Consider the following 15383-nt stretch of genomic DNA (forward strand, 5'->3'; position numbering starts at 1 on the left):
CCCCTCCTCAAACGCGCCAGCTTGGCAAAATGGGGCTGCAACCTAGCCGCCGCGCATCCTTATGTCACGGTCGACCGCAAAAATTGGTCTATGTTGCGCACGCATGACGGACCTGCGATCGGGCGGTGACGGAGAGGAATGGACATGGACAGGAAAATCGTCGTCAGGATCGCGGGCGGCCTCGCTGTTCTCGTGGTGCTTTCGGCCGCGGGCTGGTTCGGTTTTCTCGAATGGACACGCGCCAAGGTGCGCTCCGAGGTGGATGCAGCCTTCGCCGCCCTGCGCGAGACCGGCGCGAAGGCCTCCTTCACCGATGCGAGCTTCGATCCGCGCGAGCGGGCAGTCACCGTCAGCGGCATTTCCATCGTCTCTCCGGAGGGCGGGGCGAGCCTGAAGATCGCCCGGCTTTTCGCCCGGGGCGGAGAGCGGCCGCACGACCGGCGCGTGTCCGTCGAGGCGCTCGACGTGGATGGGCTGGAGGTCGCCCTCACCGGCGAGGCGGCGGCGGGCGGCACTGTCACCTACACGCTGCCCAAGGTGATGATCGACCAGTATACCGGCCCCATGACGCTGATCGCGGCTGGCGAGGGCGACGGCCCCTTCGGTGCGCTCCGGGTGGCGCTTCGGCAGATCGCGGCCACCACCGCCGCCAAGGTGACCATCCCCGAGGTGAAGGGGCGCATCGTCCCCGCCGGGGCGCAGCCGGTGGAAGTCAACTACTCCGAGATCGCCGCCGAGGGTGTGAATGCCGGCACCATCCGCAGCCTCATCGTCGACCGCGTCACTTTCGCCTTCACCCCGCCCTCCGACGGCGCCGACCGCGCGCCGGGACCCGTCCCGGGGCGGATCAGCGGCCGAATCGACGGCATCGTCGCGGCGCGCATCGACACCGCCCCCCTTCTCGCCGCGACCAACCCGCCGGGCGCCACGTCGGCGGGCATGGACAATTACGGGCTGATCTACGGCAAGGTGGTGACCGGTCCCTACGTGCTCACCCAGGACAACGGGCCGCGCATGCGGGCCGCCTCGCTGCTCATGGAGCAGGTGGGCATCCGGCCGTCGGCCTTCGACGCCAAGCGAACCACCGCGCTGCGGGATCTCCAGCTCAAGAGCAGCAGCCAGCTCACGCCGGACGAGCGCCGCCGCGCCCTCGACCTGTCCCGCGACATCATCGACGGCATCGCCTTCCGCACGCTGGCGGCATCGGGCGTGGAGACGGAGCAGGACGGCCAGAAGGGCCGCATCGCCAGCATGCGGATCGAGGGCCTCGCCGCGAGCGTGATCGACGAGGTTTCCCTCGAGGGGATGGAGGGCGCCGGGGCCGGCGGCGCGCCGGGCAAGGTGGGGCGCTTCGCCATCCGCCGGCTCGACCTCAATCAGCTGAGCCGTCTCGCGGCAGAGCAGAACGCGCCCTCTCCCGTCTCGGCGCTGATGCTGTTCAAGCTGTTTTCCGGCATCGAGCTGTCGGGCGTGGAAGTCCCCTACGGCGAGGGCGACGCCAGGAACGAGCCGGTGAAGATCGGCGCCTTCGCCCTGTCCTGGGGCGGGTCCGCCGGCGCCCTGCCCACCCGGCTCGACCTCGCCCTCACCGACGTTTCCGGCCCGATCCGGGCGGACGACGGCGAGCCCTTCACCTACCTCGCCGCGGCGGGCATCAAGCGCGCCACCGTCTCCTTCGCGCTGAAGGCGGCCTATGACGCGAGCGCCCGCACGCTCACCGTCGCGCCGGCGACGGCGGAGGTGAAGGAGGCCTTCCGGCTCTCGGTGGAGAGCGCGATCGGCGACGTGCCGCCGGCCGCCTTCTCCGATGCCACCGGCTTCATTTCAGCGCTGCCGACGGTTGCCGCCGGGCCGGTGAAGGTGACGCTGACCGATCTCGGTCTCGCACGGCTGATGTTCGCCCAGCTCGCCGCATCCGAGGGCGTGAGCGAAGAAGAGTATCGCCGGCAGGTGGTGGAGATGGTGGAGAGCATGGTCGCCGACCTCACCGAGGCGGCGCCGGATGCCGCGGACCTCGGCAGCGCGGTGGTCGCCTTCGTGCGCCAGCCCGGCACGCTGACCGTGACCGCCACGCCAAAGGAACGGGTGCCGCTCCTGGCGCTTGCGGCCGCGTTCGATCCGTCGATGCTGCTGGAAGCGTTCAGCTTCACGGCAACGGCGTCGGCACCGTAGGGTCCGTCTTCTGCGGCCTGGCGAGGGGATGCCGCCAGGCGGCCCCTCGTCGCCTGCCCTCGTCGCCGACCCTCAGCGGACGGGGGCGGGCGTATTGGCCAGCGCCACCAGCTTCATGATCTGCTGCTGGATGGCGGCATCCACCGCCGCCGGCTTGTTCTCCTCCACCTGCACGACCTTGCGGCCGACGGGGCTCGAATAGAAGGCGGAGAGTTCCTTGAGTTCGGCGACCGTGAATGCGCCGGCATAATAGGTGGCGAACACGCCGACCAGATCCTCGCGGGTGCCGGCGGCGGCCTTCAGCAGATCGGCGCGAGCCTGCGCCTGCTTGTCGGCGGGCAGCTTTTCGACAGCCTGCCCGATCATCCGCGCGATCCGCCCGTCGAGGCCGGGAGCAATCGACAGGTCAACCGCCTGCCGCGCCAAAGCGGCCTTGTCGGATGCCTCGTCGGCCCGTGCGGCAACCGGAAAGACCAAGGATGCAACAACAAGCAAGCTGCCCAAGATCCGCATAGCGCCCTCCCCTTGGGGCAACCCAGACGTGCCGACCACGGCTCCGGATGCCCAAGGGAGAGCCATATCGACTTTGGTCCCTACTTTGCAGCCGGCATCGGCCGGATGTGAAGTTCGCGCAGCTGCTTCGGCGTCGCCTCGGCGGGCGCCCCCATGAGCAGGTCCAGAGCCTGCTGGTTCATGGGGAAGATGGAGATCTCGCGCAGGTTGGTGGTGCCACACAAAAGCATCACGATGCGGTCCACGCCCGCCGCCATGCCGCCATGGGGCGGGGCGCCGTACTGGAAGGCGCGATACATGCCGCCGAAGCGCTCCACCACGGTCTCCTCGCCGTAGCCGGCGATCTCGAACGCCTTCACCATGGCCTCGGGCCGATGGTTGCGGATGCCGCCGGACGCGATCTCGTAGCCGTTGCAGGCGATGTCGTACTGAAACGCCTTGATGGTGAGCGGGTCCTGCGTCTTCAGCGCTTCCAGGCCCCCTGCGGCATGGAGAAGGGGTTGTGGGAGAACTCGACCTTCTTCTCGTCCTCGTTCCACTCATACATGGGGAAGTCGACGATCCAGGCGAGCTCGAACCGGTCCTTGTCGATCAGGTTCAGCTCCTCGCCCACCTTGGTGCGGGCAAGGCCGGCGAACTTCACGAACTTGTCCGGGTCGCCCGCGACGAAGAAGGCGGCATCCCCCGCCCTGAGGCCGAGCTGGGCGCGGATGGCCTCGGTGCGCTCGGGGCCGATATTGTTGGCGAGCGGGCCGGCGCCCTCCCCACCTTCACGCCACATGATGTAGCCGAGGCCCGGCTGGCCCTCGCCCTGCGCCCACGAATTCATGCGGTCGCAGAAGGCGCGCGAGCCGCCGCCGGGAGCGGGGATGGCCCACACCTCGTTCTTCTCCACCTCCAGCATGCGGGCGAACACCTTGAAGCCCGAGCCGCGGAAATGCTCGGAGACGGCCTGCATCACCAGCGGGTTGCGCAGGTCCGGCTTGTCGGTGCCGTACTTGCGCAGGGCGTCCGCGTAGGGAATGCGCGGCCAGTTCTGCGTCACCGGCTTGCCGGCGGCGAAATCCTCGAACACGCCGGTGATCACCGGCTCCATCGCCGCGAACACGTCCTCCTGCTCGATGAAGCTCATCTCCAGGTCGAGCTGGTAGAACTCGCCGGGCAGGCGGTCGGCGCGCGGGTCCTCGTCGCGGAAGCAGGGGGCGATCTGGAAGTAGCGGTCGAAGCCGCTCATCATGATCAGCTGCTTGTATTGCTGCGGCGCCTGGGGCAGCGCGTAGAACTGGCCGGGATGCAGCCGGCTCGGCACCAGGAAGTCGCGGGCGCCCTCCGGCGAGGAGGCGGTGAGGATCGGCGTCTGGAACTCGAAGAAGCCCTGCGCCTTCATCCGCGAGCGCATGGCGTCGATGATCGCGCCCCGGGTCATGATGTTGCGATGGAGCTTCTCGCGGCGCAGGTCGAGGAAGCGGTACTTGAGCCGGGTCTCCTCCGGATATTCCACGTCGCCGAACACCGGCAGCGGCAGCTCTGCGGCCGGTCCCAGCACTTCCAGCTCGGCGGCATAGACCTCCACGGCGCCGGTGGCGAGGTCGGGATTTTCCGTGCCCTCGGGGCGCAGGCGCACCTTGCCGTCGATGCGGATGACCCATTCCGAGCGCACCTTCTCGGCGTCCCGGAAAGCGGCGCTGTCGGGGTCCACCACCACCTGGGTGAGGCCGTAATGGTCGCGCAGGTCGATGAACAGCACGCCGCCGTGGTCGCGGATGCGGTGACACCAGCCGGACAGGCGGACGATCTCGCCCACCTCGGCGGTCGAAAGCGCGCCGCAGGTATGGGAGCGGTAGCGGTGCATGGGTTGCCCTTTCAAGGCTGAAGGGATGGCACGCGGGGCGGAAAGCCCGGTGTCCGGCGCCCGGCGCGCAGCCCGGGCAGCGCTCTGGACACCGGAGGCGCCGATCCCGCACCGGGCGCGGCGTTTCCGCGCGCCACGGCACGAAAGTCCGCGTGTAAGGCGGGGCGAAGGTGCATGCGCCCTTCCCCTTGTCAAGCCGGAGTGCTGTTCAGCTGGATTCGCCACATGTTAGAATTTCCTCGCCGCATCGCTCGATGCCTCCTTAGAATTCGCCCGATGCCTCTGGCGAGTCACTGGCAGCGCAAGGCGGTGACGCGACGGAGGACGCAACGCGGCGTGTCGGGCGTGAGGCGCGAATGACAACGGTGGACGGACTGGAGCGCGGTGCGCGCGAACCTCTCCGACGCATACCGGGAACCATGCCCCTGGTCATCCTGGCGGCGCTGCTCATCCTCGTGGTGATCGTCGCGGCGGGCGTCCTGATGTCGACGCTGCGCGATGACGGCGTGAAGGACCGGCGGCGCGAACTCGACAACCTCGCCATGACCCTCGCGGAGCAGACCGCCCGCGCCTTCCAGAGCCTGCAGATCGTGCAGGAAGACATCATCGATCACATCCAGACCCAGAAGCTGTCGAACCGGGAGGAACTCGCCGCGCAGATGGGTACGCAGGCGGTCCACCAGCTGATGCACGAGAAGATCTCGGGCCTGCCCTATCTGGACGCCATCACCCTCATCGACGACAGCGGTCGCCTCATCAACTTCTCCCGCTACTGGCCCATTCCCGCGGTGAACGTGGCGGACCGGGACTATTTCAGCAGCCTGAGCACCATGCGGGGGCCGCCGGTGTTCATCAGCGAGCCGGTGACCAATCGCAGCACCGGATCGGTGACGATCTACCTCGCCCACCGCTTCACCACGCCCGAGGGCGCCTTCCTCGGCCTCGTGCTCGGGGCCATGGAGCAATCCTATTTCGAGCATTTCTACAGCACCATCCGCCTCGGCAACGAGGGGCTCATCGCCCTGGTGCGCGCCGATGGCGCCGTGCTCGCACGCTCCCCCGCCGGCACCGGCGCCGCGCCGAGCGGGGACGCCGTGCGGGAGCGCGTGGCTCGGCTCCTCTTCGGACCCGGCTTCACCGGACAGCTGCCGGCGGGCACGTTCGACGACAAGTCCCGGATCGCCGCCGTCAGGCCCATCGCCGGCCTGCCCCTCGCCATCGCCGTGACCGACGGCACCGCCTCCGTCGCCGCCGTGATGTGGGGGCGGTTGATGCCCATCGCGGTCGCCGCGGGCTTCATCTGCCTCACCATCGGCCTCGTGAGCTACAGCCTGGTGCGGCACGTCAACGACGAGCGCGCCTTTGCCGACGCGCAGCACGCCGCCGCCCGCCGCGATCCTCTCACCCACCTCACCAACCGCCTGGGCTTCGCCGAGCAGATCGAGAATCTGGTGGGAGGCCCCGCGCCGGCCCAGCCCTTCGCCCTGCTCTTCCTCGATCTCGATTACTTCAAGGCGGTGAACGACACGCTGGGTCACAACCTCGGCGACGCGATGCTGGTGCGGGTGTCGGAGCGCATCCGCCGCTGGCTCCCGCCCGGCGACACCGTCGCGCGGCTCGGCGGCGACGAGTTCGCGATCCTGAGCCGGGGCGTCACCGACGACGCGGCGGCGCTCGACTTCGCCCAGTCGATCATCGAGCTGCTGCGCGAGCCGTACCTCATCGACAACCACCGGCTGCTCGGCGGCTGCAGCATCGGCATCGCCCTCTCGCCCCGGGATGGGACCAACGTCGTCAGCCTGCTGAAGAATGCCGACCTCGCCCTCTACCGCGCCAAGGGCGACGGGCGCGGCGTGGCGCGGGTGTTCCAGGAGGAAATGGAGCGCAACGCCCGTGAACTGCGCGCCCTCGAGCTCGACCTCCAGACCGCATGGAAGGACGGGCAGCTCCATCTCGCCTACCAGCCCATCTTCGAGGCGGAGAGCGGCGCCCTCGCCGGGTTCGAGGCCCTGGCGCGCTGGCACCATCCCCAGCGGGGCATGGTGCCGGCCGACGTATTCATCGCGCTCGCCGAAGAAACCGGCCTGATTCTTCCGCTCGGAGCGTGGGCGCTGAAGGAGGCCTGCCGCGCCGCCACCCAGTGGCCGTCCCACCTGTTCGTCGCGGTGAACCTCTCGCCGATCCAGTTCCGCGGCGCGCAGGCCTTCCACCAGGTGCGCGCCGCCCTCGACGCCTCCGGCCTTGCCCCGGAGCGGTTGGAGATCGAGATCACCGAATCCACCCTGTTGCTGGAAGGCCCCATGGTGCGGGCGACCCTGGACCAGTTCCGCGAGGAGGGCATCACCATCACCCTCGACGATTTCGGCACCGGCTATTCCTCGCTGCGCTACCTGAAGATGCTGCGCATCGGCCGCATCAAGGTGGATCGCTCCTTCGTGGAGGAGGTCGAGCACTCCGCGCAGAGCCGCGCCATCGTGGAGGCCATCACCAGCCTGGCGCGCACCCTCTCGCTGCGCTGCACCGGCGAAGGCATCGAGACCGAGGCCCAAAGGCGCATCATGACCGAGCAGGGCTGCTCGCACCTGCAGGGCTACCTCCTCGGCCGCCCCGGCACGGCCGAGGAGGCGCTGCGGCTCGCCCGGGCGACGGTGGCGTGACACCTCGTCCCGTCGCCTGAGCGGGTCCTCGGCTACAGGTGCCGGCGACGGTCGCGGACGCGCATTCCGCGTCGCATGATGGTCGAAGGGCAGCGCGCGCCTTCGCCCGCTGCCTGCCGGACATCCGGCCATGGCCGGGGACGCTGAAGCCAGGCGGCCCGACCGCGTGACAAATTCGCGCCACATTCCCTTTTCCCGACGGCGCGGCATGGGTATGGTCTGCGCATGGATCCGATCACCTCGACCGAGGCGCTGGCTGCGGCCTGCGAGCGCCTCGCCCGCCATCCTTTCGTCACCGTCGACACGGAATTCCTCAGGGAAACCACGTTCTGGCCGAAGCTCTGCGTGGTGCAGGTGGCCTCGCCGGACGAGGCGATCCTCATCGACGCGCTCGCCGACGGCCTCGACCTCGCCCCCCTCTACCGCCTGATGGGGAATGAGCGGGTGATGAAGGTGTTTCATGCCGGCCGGCAAGACATCGAGATCATCTGGCACCAGGCGCGACTCATTCCCCATCCGGTGTTCGACACCCAGGTGGCGGCCATGGTGCTTGGCTATGGCGACAGCATTTCCTACGACCAATTGGTGCAGCGCACGACCGGCCACAACCTCGACAAGTCGTCCCGCTTCACCGACTGGTCGCGCCGGCCGCTCAGTCAGGCGCAGATCACCTACGCCATCGCCGACGTCACGCACCTGCGGGACATCTACATCAAGCTCACCACCGACCTCGAAACGCGTGGCCGTGGCGAGTGGGTGGGCGAGGAAATGCATGTGCTCACCTCTCCGGCCACCTATGAACAGGATCCGGATACCGCGTGGGAGCGTTTGAAGTCACGCGTGCGCAAGCCCCGGGAGCTGGCGGTGCTGGTGGAGCTGGCCGCCTGGCGCGAGCGGGAGGCACAGGCCCGCGACCTGCCGCGCGGCCGGGTGATCAAGGACGACGTGATCGGCGAGATCGCCCTGCAGCAGCCGCAGAGCCCCGAAAAACTGGCCGAGCTGCGTTCGGTCCCGAAGGGCTTCGAGCGCTCGCGCTATGGCGAGGCGGTTCTGGATGCGGTCCGGCGCGGTCTCGCCCGCGACCCGAAGACGCTGCCGCGCATCGAGCGCGACAAGCCGCTGCCCAATGGCGCAAGCGCAACGGTGGAGCTGCTGAAGGTGCTTCTGCGCATGACGGCCGAGCAGAATGCGGTGGCCGCCAAGGTGATCGCCACCACCGAGGACCTGGAGCGCATCGCCGTGAGCGACGATGCGGATGTGCAGGCCCTGAAGGGTTGGCGGCGCGAGCTGTTCGGGGATCGCGCGCTGGCGCTCAAGGCGGGGCGCCTTGCGCTCGCCGTCGAACGCGGGCGGGTGGTCGCGGTAGAGCGACAGGAAGAAGAACGCTAGGGAAACGAAGCGCAGCGGTGCATCCGGCCGGGCGGAAGCGGGTCGATGCCCGGCCCTTTCGGCACCGCGCGGCCCGCCCTCGCGGATAAATCGGGCGCAGGTCTTTGCCGGCTGTGTTATGCTGCACCGCAAGGAGCGGTATTGCGCTCGGCCGCCGTGCGGCGGAGGTGTGGGACGGGACGAGGAATTGACCTCATGAATGCTGACGATCTCATTGCAGATTTTGAATTTTTGGACAATTGGGAAGACCGCTACCGGCACGTGATCGAGCTGGGCAAAAAGCTGCCGCCCTTTCCCGAGGCGGATCGCACGGAAACCAACAAGGTGCAGGGTTGCGCCAGCCAGGTGTGGCTCATCTCCGAGCTCCGGCAGACCCCCACCGGCCCCATCATCGAATTCCAGGGTGATTCCGACGCGCATATCGTGCGCGGACTGGTGGCGGTGCTGCTGACGCTGGTGTCCGGCCACAGCCCCAAGGACATCCTGGAGACGGATATCCTCGGCGTCTTCCGCCAGATCGGCCTCGAGGGGCATCTGACGCCGCAGCGCTCCAACGGTCTACGCTCGATGGTGGAGCGCATTCGCGGCCACGCCCGCGCCGCCCTCGCCGCCGCCTGAGGACGGGCGCCCCGACCCAGAAGAACCCGCGCCGGCCGCGAAAGCCGGCGCCGGACCGGTGCCGGAGACCGGTGCGCCTGGGAGGCGGCGTCCTAACCGTTGGCCTGCACGCGCACCTCCGCAGCCGCGAGGCGACGGTAGAGCGCGCGGCGGCGCGCGATGGGCCACCAGTCGTAGAGGAAGATCTCCATGGGCCGCCACAGGGCAACCCAGCCGAGAATCAGCAGCCCCTCTCCGGCAAAGCCGGAAAGCCGCTCCAACCCCATGACGTCCGAAATCAGCCCGGCCAGCGCGAGGCAGACGGCGAGCACCGCGCCGCCGATGGCCAGCGACAGCCGCCCGATGCGAAACAACTCCCGCAGCTCGGCCGCAAGGGTCCGCTCCTGGGTGGCAAAGTAGTGGCTGAGCGCCTCGGCGAGCCCGCGCCCCTCAGCTGACGCGGCCTCGTCGGCGGGCAGATGGACCAGGATGTGGATGGGCGCGTTTCGCGGCAGCTCCCGCGCCCATTCGACGATGAACGCTTCCGCATCCGGATCGAGATCCCGCTCCCGGAACGGGAACGGGTCCAGCATGTTGAAGAGCTGCGAGACGCGCTGAACACCGATTTCGATGCGCGCGCCGGAGCCACCGCCGACGGACTGCCCGGCCACTGCGGTGCCCCCTGCCGATCAGAAGGAGATGATGCGGGGATTGCCGCGAATGGTCGAGCCGGCCCTCACCTCTGGCCGCGCTTGGCGCGCACGCGCACCGGTACCGCCTGACGGCGCTGGGCGCGCAGCGCAAGGGCCGACGCCATGACGAACGCTGCGAGGGCGAAGGCGGAAGCGGCAACGAGGGACGACATGGATATTCTCCACCGAAACGCCTGCGACGGGATGACCGCATGCTGGCGGGCCGTGCGCCGGCGAACAAATTCATTCTAGCCAAATTCGCCCGCCGGACGCCAGCCTTGCCGTATATGAAATGGGGGGAGCAGGCGGCGCCACCAGTGGCGTCACGCCCATGTGACTCATGCGGCAGCACTTCCGGGCATCTGTAGGGCCGGTGACCATGGCCCGGCCGGCCTGTCCACTCCTAGACGGCGACGAGATAGGGCACGGGTTCCGGCACAAAGTCGCGCCGCACACGGTCAAGTCGCTCGAGCGCGCGACCGAAAGAGCCCTTCAGATGGTCCCGCAGGGCCTCCGCCGCCGCGTCGGGGTGGCCGGCGGCCAGGTGCTCGACCACCGCGAGATGCTCCGGAAGCACCGGCTCCTGCGCATGAAAACGCGGTTCGCGGCTGTACAGGAAGGTCAGCGCCACCAGCAGCGTGTGGCAGGTGCCGAGCGCCTCCATCAGGGTGGCGTTGCCGCAATGGCCGATGAGGCCCACGTGAAGATCCTCCTCCAATCCGGAGAGCCGCGCGGCATCAAGCGCGGACGGCGTCTCCATGGCGTCCAGCAGGTCGCTCCTGAGCCGCGGGATGGTTTCGGTCGGCAAATGCGGGAAAGCCCTCAGCAGCGCGGCCGGCTCCAGGATGGCGCGCATGTCGAACAACTCCGCCACATAGGCCGGGGTGAGCGCCGGGGCATGCCAGTGCAGGCGCGCATCCTTGCGCACCACACCCCGCTGATGCAGGCGGGAGAGGACCTCCCGGGCGACCGTGCGGCTGACCCCGTAATGCGCGGCCAGATGGTTCTCCACCACGCGCCAGGCACCGAAGGCGGTGCGCGCCACCACTTCCTGCTCCACACTGCGATAGATGCGCTCCCACGACGCTTCCGGCGCAAGCTGCACCGGCGCGTCGCCCGCCGCCACGTCGGCGGACGACACGGACAGCGTGCCCGAAAGGCGCTCCACGATGAAGCCGTGCCCCTCGGCGCGGCGCACCAGCCCGAGACGCTCCAAACGCGCAAGCGCCTGCCGCGCCGGCGCCCGGGAGATGCCGAACCGCTCCGCCACACGTGATTCGAGCAGGCGCTCCCCGGTGACCAGGACGCCCGAGGCGATCTGTGCGGCGAGGATGTCGAAGGCGCGTTCATGCAACCGGGGGGAAATGCCGCTCGGCGCCTGCCGCTCCGCCTTCGGCGTGGCCGTGGACGCAGGTCCCTCCGGAACCAATGGAGACACCTCTACCGGCATTCCGCGCCCCCTCCCCCAATTCCCGCCTGCCACGCGCTGCGCGCCGCGAGGACACCTCGGTGCCCCGCCGTGCGAAACGTGCCCGACGCCACGGCACATGCCAAGCCGGCCAAGGACTTGTCCCGCATCCGGCGGCCGCGCGGATCGTCGCGCCCGCCGGATATTTACAAGATGAATGTTTGGTGTGTACACCAAACACCCAAACTTTCCTTCCCGCACAGCACCGGTGGCGGGGAATTGCCCCTCAGGACATGGCCATGACGCAGCACGGTACGCAGCAGCCGCCCTCGACCGAGTCCACCGCTCCCGCCCCGGCGGCGATTGAGCGGCATCGCGCCGACGGGCTGCTCGCCTTCTGCGAGGCGGCCCTCGGTGCCGCCGGGGCGGACGCCGACACGGCCGCCGCGGCGAGCCGCGCCATGCTGCACGGATCGCGCTTCGGTGTGGACAGCCACGGCGTGCGGCTGCTGGACCATTATGTCACGGTGATTGCCGGCGGCCGGGTAAAGGGAGCGCCGGACCTGCGCTTCCATCAAGGCGCCGCGGCGGTGGCGACGCTCGATGCGGACCATGGCCACGGGGCGCGCGCGGCCTATGCCGCCATGGACCTCGCCATGGAGAAAGCCAGCCTTTACGGCATCGGCGCCGTGGCGATCCGCAATTCCTCCCATTTCGGCGCCGCCGGGGCCTATGCGCTCGAAGCGGCGGAGAACGGCTTCATCGGGCTCGCCTTTTGCAATTCCGACAGTTTCGTGCGCCTGCACGGCGGAGCGGAACGCTTCCACGGCACCAATCCCATCGCCATGGGCGTGCCCGTGCGCGACGAAGACCCCTGGCTGCTCGACATGGCCACCAGCGCCATCCCCTACAATCGCGTGCTGCTCTACCGCAGCCTCGGGCAGGCGCTGCCGCCGGAGGTCGCCTCGGACGCAGTCGGCCACGACACCACGGACCCGCATGCGGTGGACATGCTGGCCCCCTTGGGCGCGGCCTTCGGCTTCAAGGGGGCGGCGCTTGCCGGCGTGGTGGAGGTGTTCAGCGCCGTGCTGGCAGGGGCGCGGCTGTCCTTCGACATCGCCCCCATGGGCGGCCCGGACTTTGCGACGCCACGCAACGTGGGGGCCTTCGTCATGGCTCTGAAACCGGGAGCCTTCGTGACGGAAATGGAATTCGACGTGGCGATGAAACGCTACCGCGACACCCTGCGCGCCTCCTGCCCCGCACCAGGGGACATGGTGATGGCACCCGGGGATCGGGAATGGACGGTGGCGGCCCAACGGCAGATGGAAGGGATCCCCATCGATCCCGCCACCGCCGAGGCGTTCGATCGCATCGCCACGCGGTTCGCCCTGCCCCGGCCCCGGCCGGTGAGCTGAACGGCCGCTCAGCCGAACACGATCGCCGCGACGATGACGCCGTAGGCGAGAAGGAAGAAGAAGCTGTCCCTCAGGACGCGCCCGCGAATGATCGTCATAATTCACAACCTATAATTTCCAGCGATCTTATATGCGAAGTGAATTGCGTCAATAATCAATTTTTTGACGTGAAATAGAGGCGCGAAACCGGCGAGTCTGCCGGCCATGTCCCCTGCCCGGCCGGTGCTGCTGTCCTGCCAGCGGGGTGACGTCGAAAACCAGGGATTGCAGGGCTTCGCCGCAAGTGCCGTCCGATCCTACGGATGGCGGAAGCGGGTCCTGATGCGCTGTTCCAGCTCGTCGCGCACGGCGCGGTAGGCCTCCAGCCGCTGCTCGCGGTTGCCCCCCTCGCCGGTGGGATCCGAGGTGGGCCAGTATTCCACGTCGAGCGCGTTGGTGCGGGTCAGTTCCAGGGCGCGATGGTGGGCGTCCGGGGAGAGCGAGATGGCAAGGTCGAAGCTGAGGCCCTCATATTCCTCGAGATCCTCCACGCTCTGCGGCCGATGCCGGTGCACGTCGAGGCCGATCTCCTCCATCACGGCAGTGACGAAGGGGTCGGGGTCGCCTGCGATCACGCCCGCGGAGCCCACATAAAGCGACTTGCCGAACAGGTGCTTCGCCAGCGCCGCCGCCATCACGGAGCGCACGACGTTCTGCCCGCACATGAAGAGAACCGATTGCGGCCGCGCTGAGCGCTTCGGCGCCGCAGGGGGCTCCATCGCCGCTCAGCCTTTCCAGTGCAGCGCGCAGATGAGGGTAAAGAGGCGCCGCGCGGAGTCGAAATCGAGTTCCACCTTGCCGTCGAGCCGCTCGCGCAGGAGCGTCGACCCCTCGTTGTGCAGGCCGCGCCGGCCCATGTCGATGGCCTCGATCTGGCTCGGCGAGGCGGTGCGGATGGCGTTGTAATAGCTCTCGCAGACGAGGAAATAGTCCTTCACAACCTTGCGGAAGGGCGCGAGGGAAAGGTGATGCTGCACCACCTGCTCCCCGCCCTCCCGCTTGATGTCGAGCACCAGCCGGTTCTCCATGAGCGAGATGTGGAGCCTGTAAGGCCCCTCGCCGGGATCGCCGCACGGAAAGAAGGAATTGTCCTCCACCAGGTCCCAGATGGCGGTCGCGCGCTCGTGGTCGATGTCCGCGCTGGCATGGCCGATGGACGCATCGTCGAGGGTGACCGCGCAGAGGCGGGCCGATGGGCGGGCTGCCGGCTTGTCGCTCATCGCCTCTGGCTCCGGGTCATCGGTTGGTGCGGATGGAAACGGATCGGCCGTGAGCATCGAGCCGCTCGACGCCAGCCAGGCGCACGGCGGCGGGTCCGAGCTTCTCCAGGGCATCCGCATCGAGCTTCAGGATGGACGTGCGCTTCATGAAGTCGAGCACGGAAAGGCCCGAGGAAAAGCGCGCCGAGCGAGCGGTGGGCAGGACGTGGTTGGTGCCGCCCACATAGTCGCCGATGGCTTCCGGCGTGAACGCGCCGATGAAGATCGCCCCGGCATGGCGCACCTCCGCCGCGAGGTCTTCCGCCGCCGCGGCGTGGATCTCCAGGTGCTCCGGAGCGAGGCGATCCACCAGCGGGATGGCCGCGGCCAGGCTCTCCACCAGGATGATCGCCCCATGGTCGCGCCAGGAGGCCGAAGCGATGGCGGCGCGCGGGAGGTTCAGGAGCATGCCTTCCACCGCCTTCTCCACCGCGTCCGCCAGGGCCGGCGAATCGGTGATGAGGATGGACTGGGCGGCGGTGTCGTGCTCGGCCTGGGCGAGAAGGTCGGCGGCGATCCAGTCGGAGTTCGCCTCGCCATCGGCGAGAATGAGCACCTCGGACGGGCCGGCCACCATGTCGATGCCAACCTTGCCGAACACCTGCCGCTTGGCCGCCGCCACATAGGCGTTGCCCGGGCCGACGATCTTGTCCACCGGCTTGATGGTCTGCGTGCCATAGGCCAGCGCCGCCACAGCCTGCGCGCCGCCGACCCGATACACCTCGTGCACGCCGGCAAGGCGCGCCGCCGCCAGCACGAGCGGCGCGATTTCGCCGTCAGGGGCCGGGACCACCATGACGATGCGCGGCACGCCGGCCACCTGGGCCGGCACCGCATTCATGAGGACGGAAGAGGGATAGGCCGCCGTGCCACCGGGAACATAGAGCCCCACGGCGTCCACACTGGTCCAGCGGTGCCCCAGCACCACGCCGGCGCTGTCCGTATAGCTGTCGTCGGTCGGCTTCTGCCGGGCGTGGTGCGATTCGATGCGCCCCTTGGCGAAGACGAGCGCCTCGCGCGTGTCCGCGGGGATGGAGACGAGCGCCGCGTCGAGCTCGGCATCGGTCACCCTGAGGCCAAGGACCTCGAGGTCCACCCGATCGAAGGTGCGGGAGAGATCGATCAGCGCCCGGTCGCCGCGCGCGCGCACGTCGGCGATGATGGCGGCCACCTGGTCCTGCACGTCCACCGACGCCTCGCGCTTGGACCCGAGGAAGGCGGTGAAACGCTCGGAGAAGTCGGATTGTTCGGTCGAAAGGCGGATCGGCATGCCGCCTTGCTAGAGCAGGTTCGCCCGCGAGGGAAGCCCTGCCTTGGGCCTGCCCGGGGGCGGGCCAGCCGATCCGGCTCCAACCTCAAGGGGAGAAAGAGTTATCCGGTCGGCTCG

General features: G+C 68.8%; 12 protein-coding genes and 1 pseudogene. 5 read left to right on the forward strand and 8 right to left on the reverse strand.

The window, feature by feature from the left end; genetic code table 11:
- Window positions 1-144 precede the first annotated feature (144 nt).
- Window positions 145-2172 carry a hypothetical protein gene (locus tag EZH22_RS26065; RefSeq protein ID WP_203193277.1) on the forward strand — a complete coding sequence of 676 codons (2028 nt, stop codon included), beginning with the start codon at window positions 145-147 and terminating at the stop codon, window positions 2170-2172.
- Window positions 2173-2244: 72 nt separating this feature from the next.
- Here the strand turns inward: EZH22_RS26065 and EZH22_RS26070 are convergent, their stop codons facing one another.
- Together EZH22_RS26070 and aspS are read right to left on the reverse strand one after the other, a co-directional pair.
- Window positions 2245-2667, reverse strand: a complete 423-nt coding sequence (locus EZH22_RS26070; protein ID WP_203193278.1) for a DUF2059 domain-containing protein — start codon at window positions 2665-2667, stop codon at window positions 2245-2247.
- A 98-nt stretch (window positions 2668-2765) separates the two neighbouring features.
- Window positions 2766-4537, reverse strand: a pseudogene (gene aspS / locus EZH22_RS26075) (aspartate--tRNA ligase).
- Window positions 4538-4956: 419 nt separating this feature from the next.
- Between aspS and EZH22_RS26080 the strand changes: the two are divergent.
- From EZH22_RS26080 to EZH22_RS26090, 3 genes are all read left to right on the forward strand, one after another.
- The gene (locus tag EZH22_RS26080; RefSeq protein WP_203193279.1) at window positions 4957-7194 is read left to right on the forward strand and encodes a putative bifunctional diguanylate cyclase/phosphodiesterase; all 2238 of its coding nucleotides are present in this window, start codon (window positions 4957-4959) and stop codon (window positions 7192-7194) included.
- A 225-nt stretch (window positions 7195-7419) separates the two neighbouring features.
- Window positions 7420-8583, forward strand: a complete 1164-nt coding sequence (gene rnd, locus EZH22_RS26085) for a ribonuclease D (RefSeq protein WP_203193280.1) — start codon at window positions 7420-7422, stop codon at window positions 8581-8583.
- A 195-nt stretch (window positions 8584-8778) separates the two neighbouring features.
- Complete coding sequence (locus EZH22_RS26090; RefSeq protein ID WP_203193281.1) at window positions 8779-9201, forward strand: SufE family protein; 423 nt, start codon at window positions 8779-8781, stop codon at window positions 9199-9201.
- A gap of 92 nt (window positions 9202-9293) precedes the next feature.
- On the opposite strand, the gene EZH22_RS26095 is transcribed toward EZH22_RS26090, so the two are convergent.
- From EZH22_RS26095 to EZH22_RS26100, 3 genes are all read right to left on the reverse strand, one after another.
- The gene (locus EZH22_RS26095) at window positions 9294-9851 is read right to left on the reverse strand and encodes a hypothetical protein (RefSeq protein WP_203193282.1); all 558 of its coding nucleotides are present in this window, start codon (window positions 9849-9851) and stop codon (window positions 9294-9296) included.
- A gap of 65 nt (window positions 9852-9916) precedes the next feature.
- Window positions 9917-10045 (reverse strand): hypothetical protein, encoded by a 129-nt coding sequence (locus tag EZH22_RS32460; RefSeq protein WP_269902894.1) that lies wholly within the window; start codon window positions 10043-10045, stop codon window positions 9917-9919.
- A 230-nt stretch (window positions 10046-10275) separates the two neighbouring features.
- Window positions 10276-11322, reverse strand: coding sequence for a GntR family transcriptional regulator (locus EZH22_RS26100; protein ID WP_203193283.1), 1047 nt, complete (start codon window positions 11320-11322; stop codon window positions 10276-10278).
- Window positions 11323-11579: 257 nt separating this feature from the next.
- Between EZH22_RS26100 and EZH22_RS26105 the strand changes: the two genes are divergently transcribed.
- A complete protein-coding gene (locus tag EZH22_RS26105; protein WP_203193284.1) occupies window positions 11580-12698 on the forward strand; it encodes an Ldh family oxidoreductase in 1119 nt (372 codons plus the stop codon).
- A 296-nt stretch (window positions 12699-12994) separates the two neighbouring features.
- Here the strand turns inward: EZH22_RS26105 and EZH22_RS26110 are convergent, their stop codons facing one another.
- Genes EZH22_RS26110 through hisD form a run of 3 tightly spaced genes read right to left on the reverse strand, consistent with a single transcriptional unit; the run spans window position 12995 to window position 15266 of the window.
- Window positions 12995-13456, reverse strand: a complete 462-nt coding sequence (locus EZH22_RS26110; RefSeq protein WP_203193285.1) for an arsenate-mycothiol transferase ArsC — start codon at window positions 13454-13456, stop codon at window positions 12995-12997.
- A 6-nt stretch (window positions 13457-13462) separates the two neighbouring features.
- Window positions 13463-13957, reverse strand: a complete 495-nt coding sequence (locus EZH22_RS26115; RefSeq protein WP_203193286.1) for a UPF0262 family protein — start codon at window positions 13955-13957, stop codon at window positions 13463-13465.
- Window positions 13958-13973: 16 nt separating this feature from the next.
- Window positions 13974-15266: a histidinol dehydrogenase gene (hisD, locus tag EZH22_RS26120; protein WP_203193287.1), complete on the reverse strand. Its 1293-nt coding sequence runs from the start codon at window positions 15264-15266 to the stop codon at window positions 13974-13976.
- Window positions 15267-15383: the final 117 nt, after the last annotated feature.

Origin of the sequence: Xanthobacter dioxanivorans, from assembly GCF_016807805.1 — a bacterium.
Taxonomy (GTDB): domain Bacteria; phylum Pseudomonadota; class Alphaproteobacteria; order Rhizobiales; family Xanthobacteraceae; genus Xanthobacter; species Xanthobacter dioxanivorans.

Bases quoted from the DNA above. Each gene is read 5' to 3' on its own strand.
- hisD (WP_203193287.1), bottom strand. From the start codon at position 15,266: ATGCCGATCCGCCTTTCGACCGAACAATCCGACTTCTCCGAGCGTTTC.
- EZH22_RS32460 (WP_269902894.1), bottom strand. From the start codon at position 10,045: ATGTCGTCCCTCGTTGCCGCTTCCGCCTTCGCCCTCGCAGCGTTCGTC.
- EZH22_RS26110 (WP_203193285.1), bottom strand. From the start codon at position 13,456: ATGGAGCCCCCTGCGGCGCCGAAGCGCTCAGCGCGGCCGCAATCGGTT.
- rnd (WP_203193280.1), top strand. From the start codon at position 7,420: ATGGATCCGATCACCTCGACCGAGGCGCTGGCTGCGGCCTGCGAGCGC.
- EZH22_RS26100 (WP_203193283.1), bottom strand. From the start codon at position 11,322: ATGCCGGTAGAGGTGTCTCCATTGGTTCCGGAGGGACCTGCGTCCACG.
- EZH22_RS26090 (WP_203193281.1), top strand. From the start codon at position 8,779: ATGAATGCTGACGATCTCATTGCAGATTTTGAATTTTTGGACAATTGG.
- EZH22_RS26080 (WP_203193279.1), top strand. From the start codon at position 4,957: ATGCCCCTGGTCATCCTGGCGGCGCTGCTCATCCTCGTGGTGATCGTC.
- EZH22_RS26105 (WP_203193284.1), top strand. From the start codon at position 11,580: ATGACGCAGCACGGTACGCAGCAGCCGCCCTCGACCGAGTCCACCGCT.
- EZH22_RS26115 (WP_203193286.1), bottom strand. From the start codon at position 13,957: ATGAGCGACAAGCCGGCAGCCCGCCCATCGGCCCGCCTCTGCGCGGTC.
- EZH22_RS26065 (WP_203193277.1), top strand. From the start codon at position 145: ATGGACAGGAAAATCGTCGTCAGGATCGCGGGCGGCCTCGCTGTTCTC.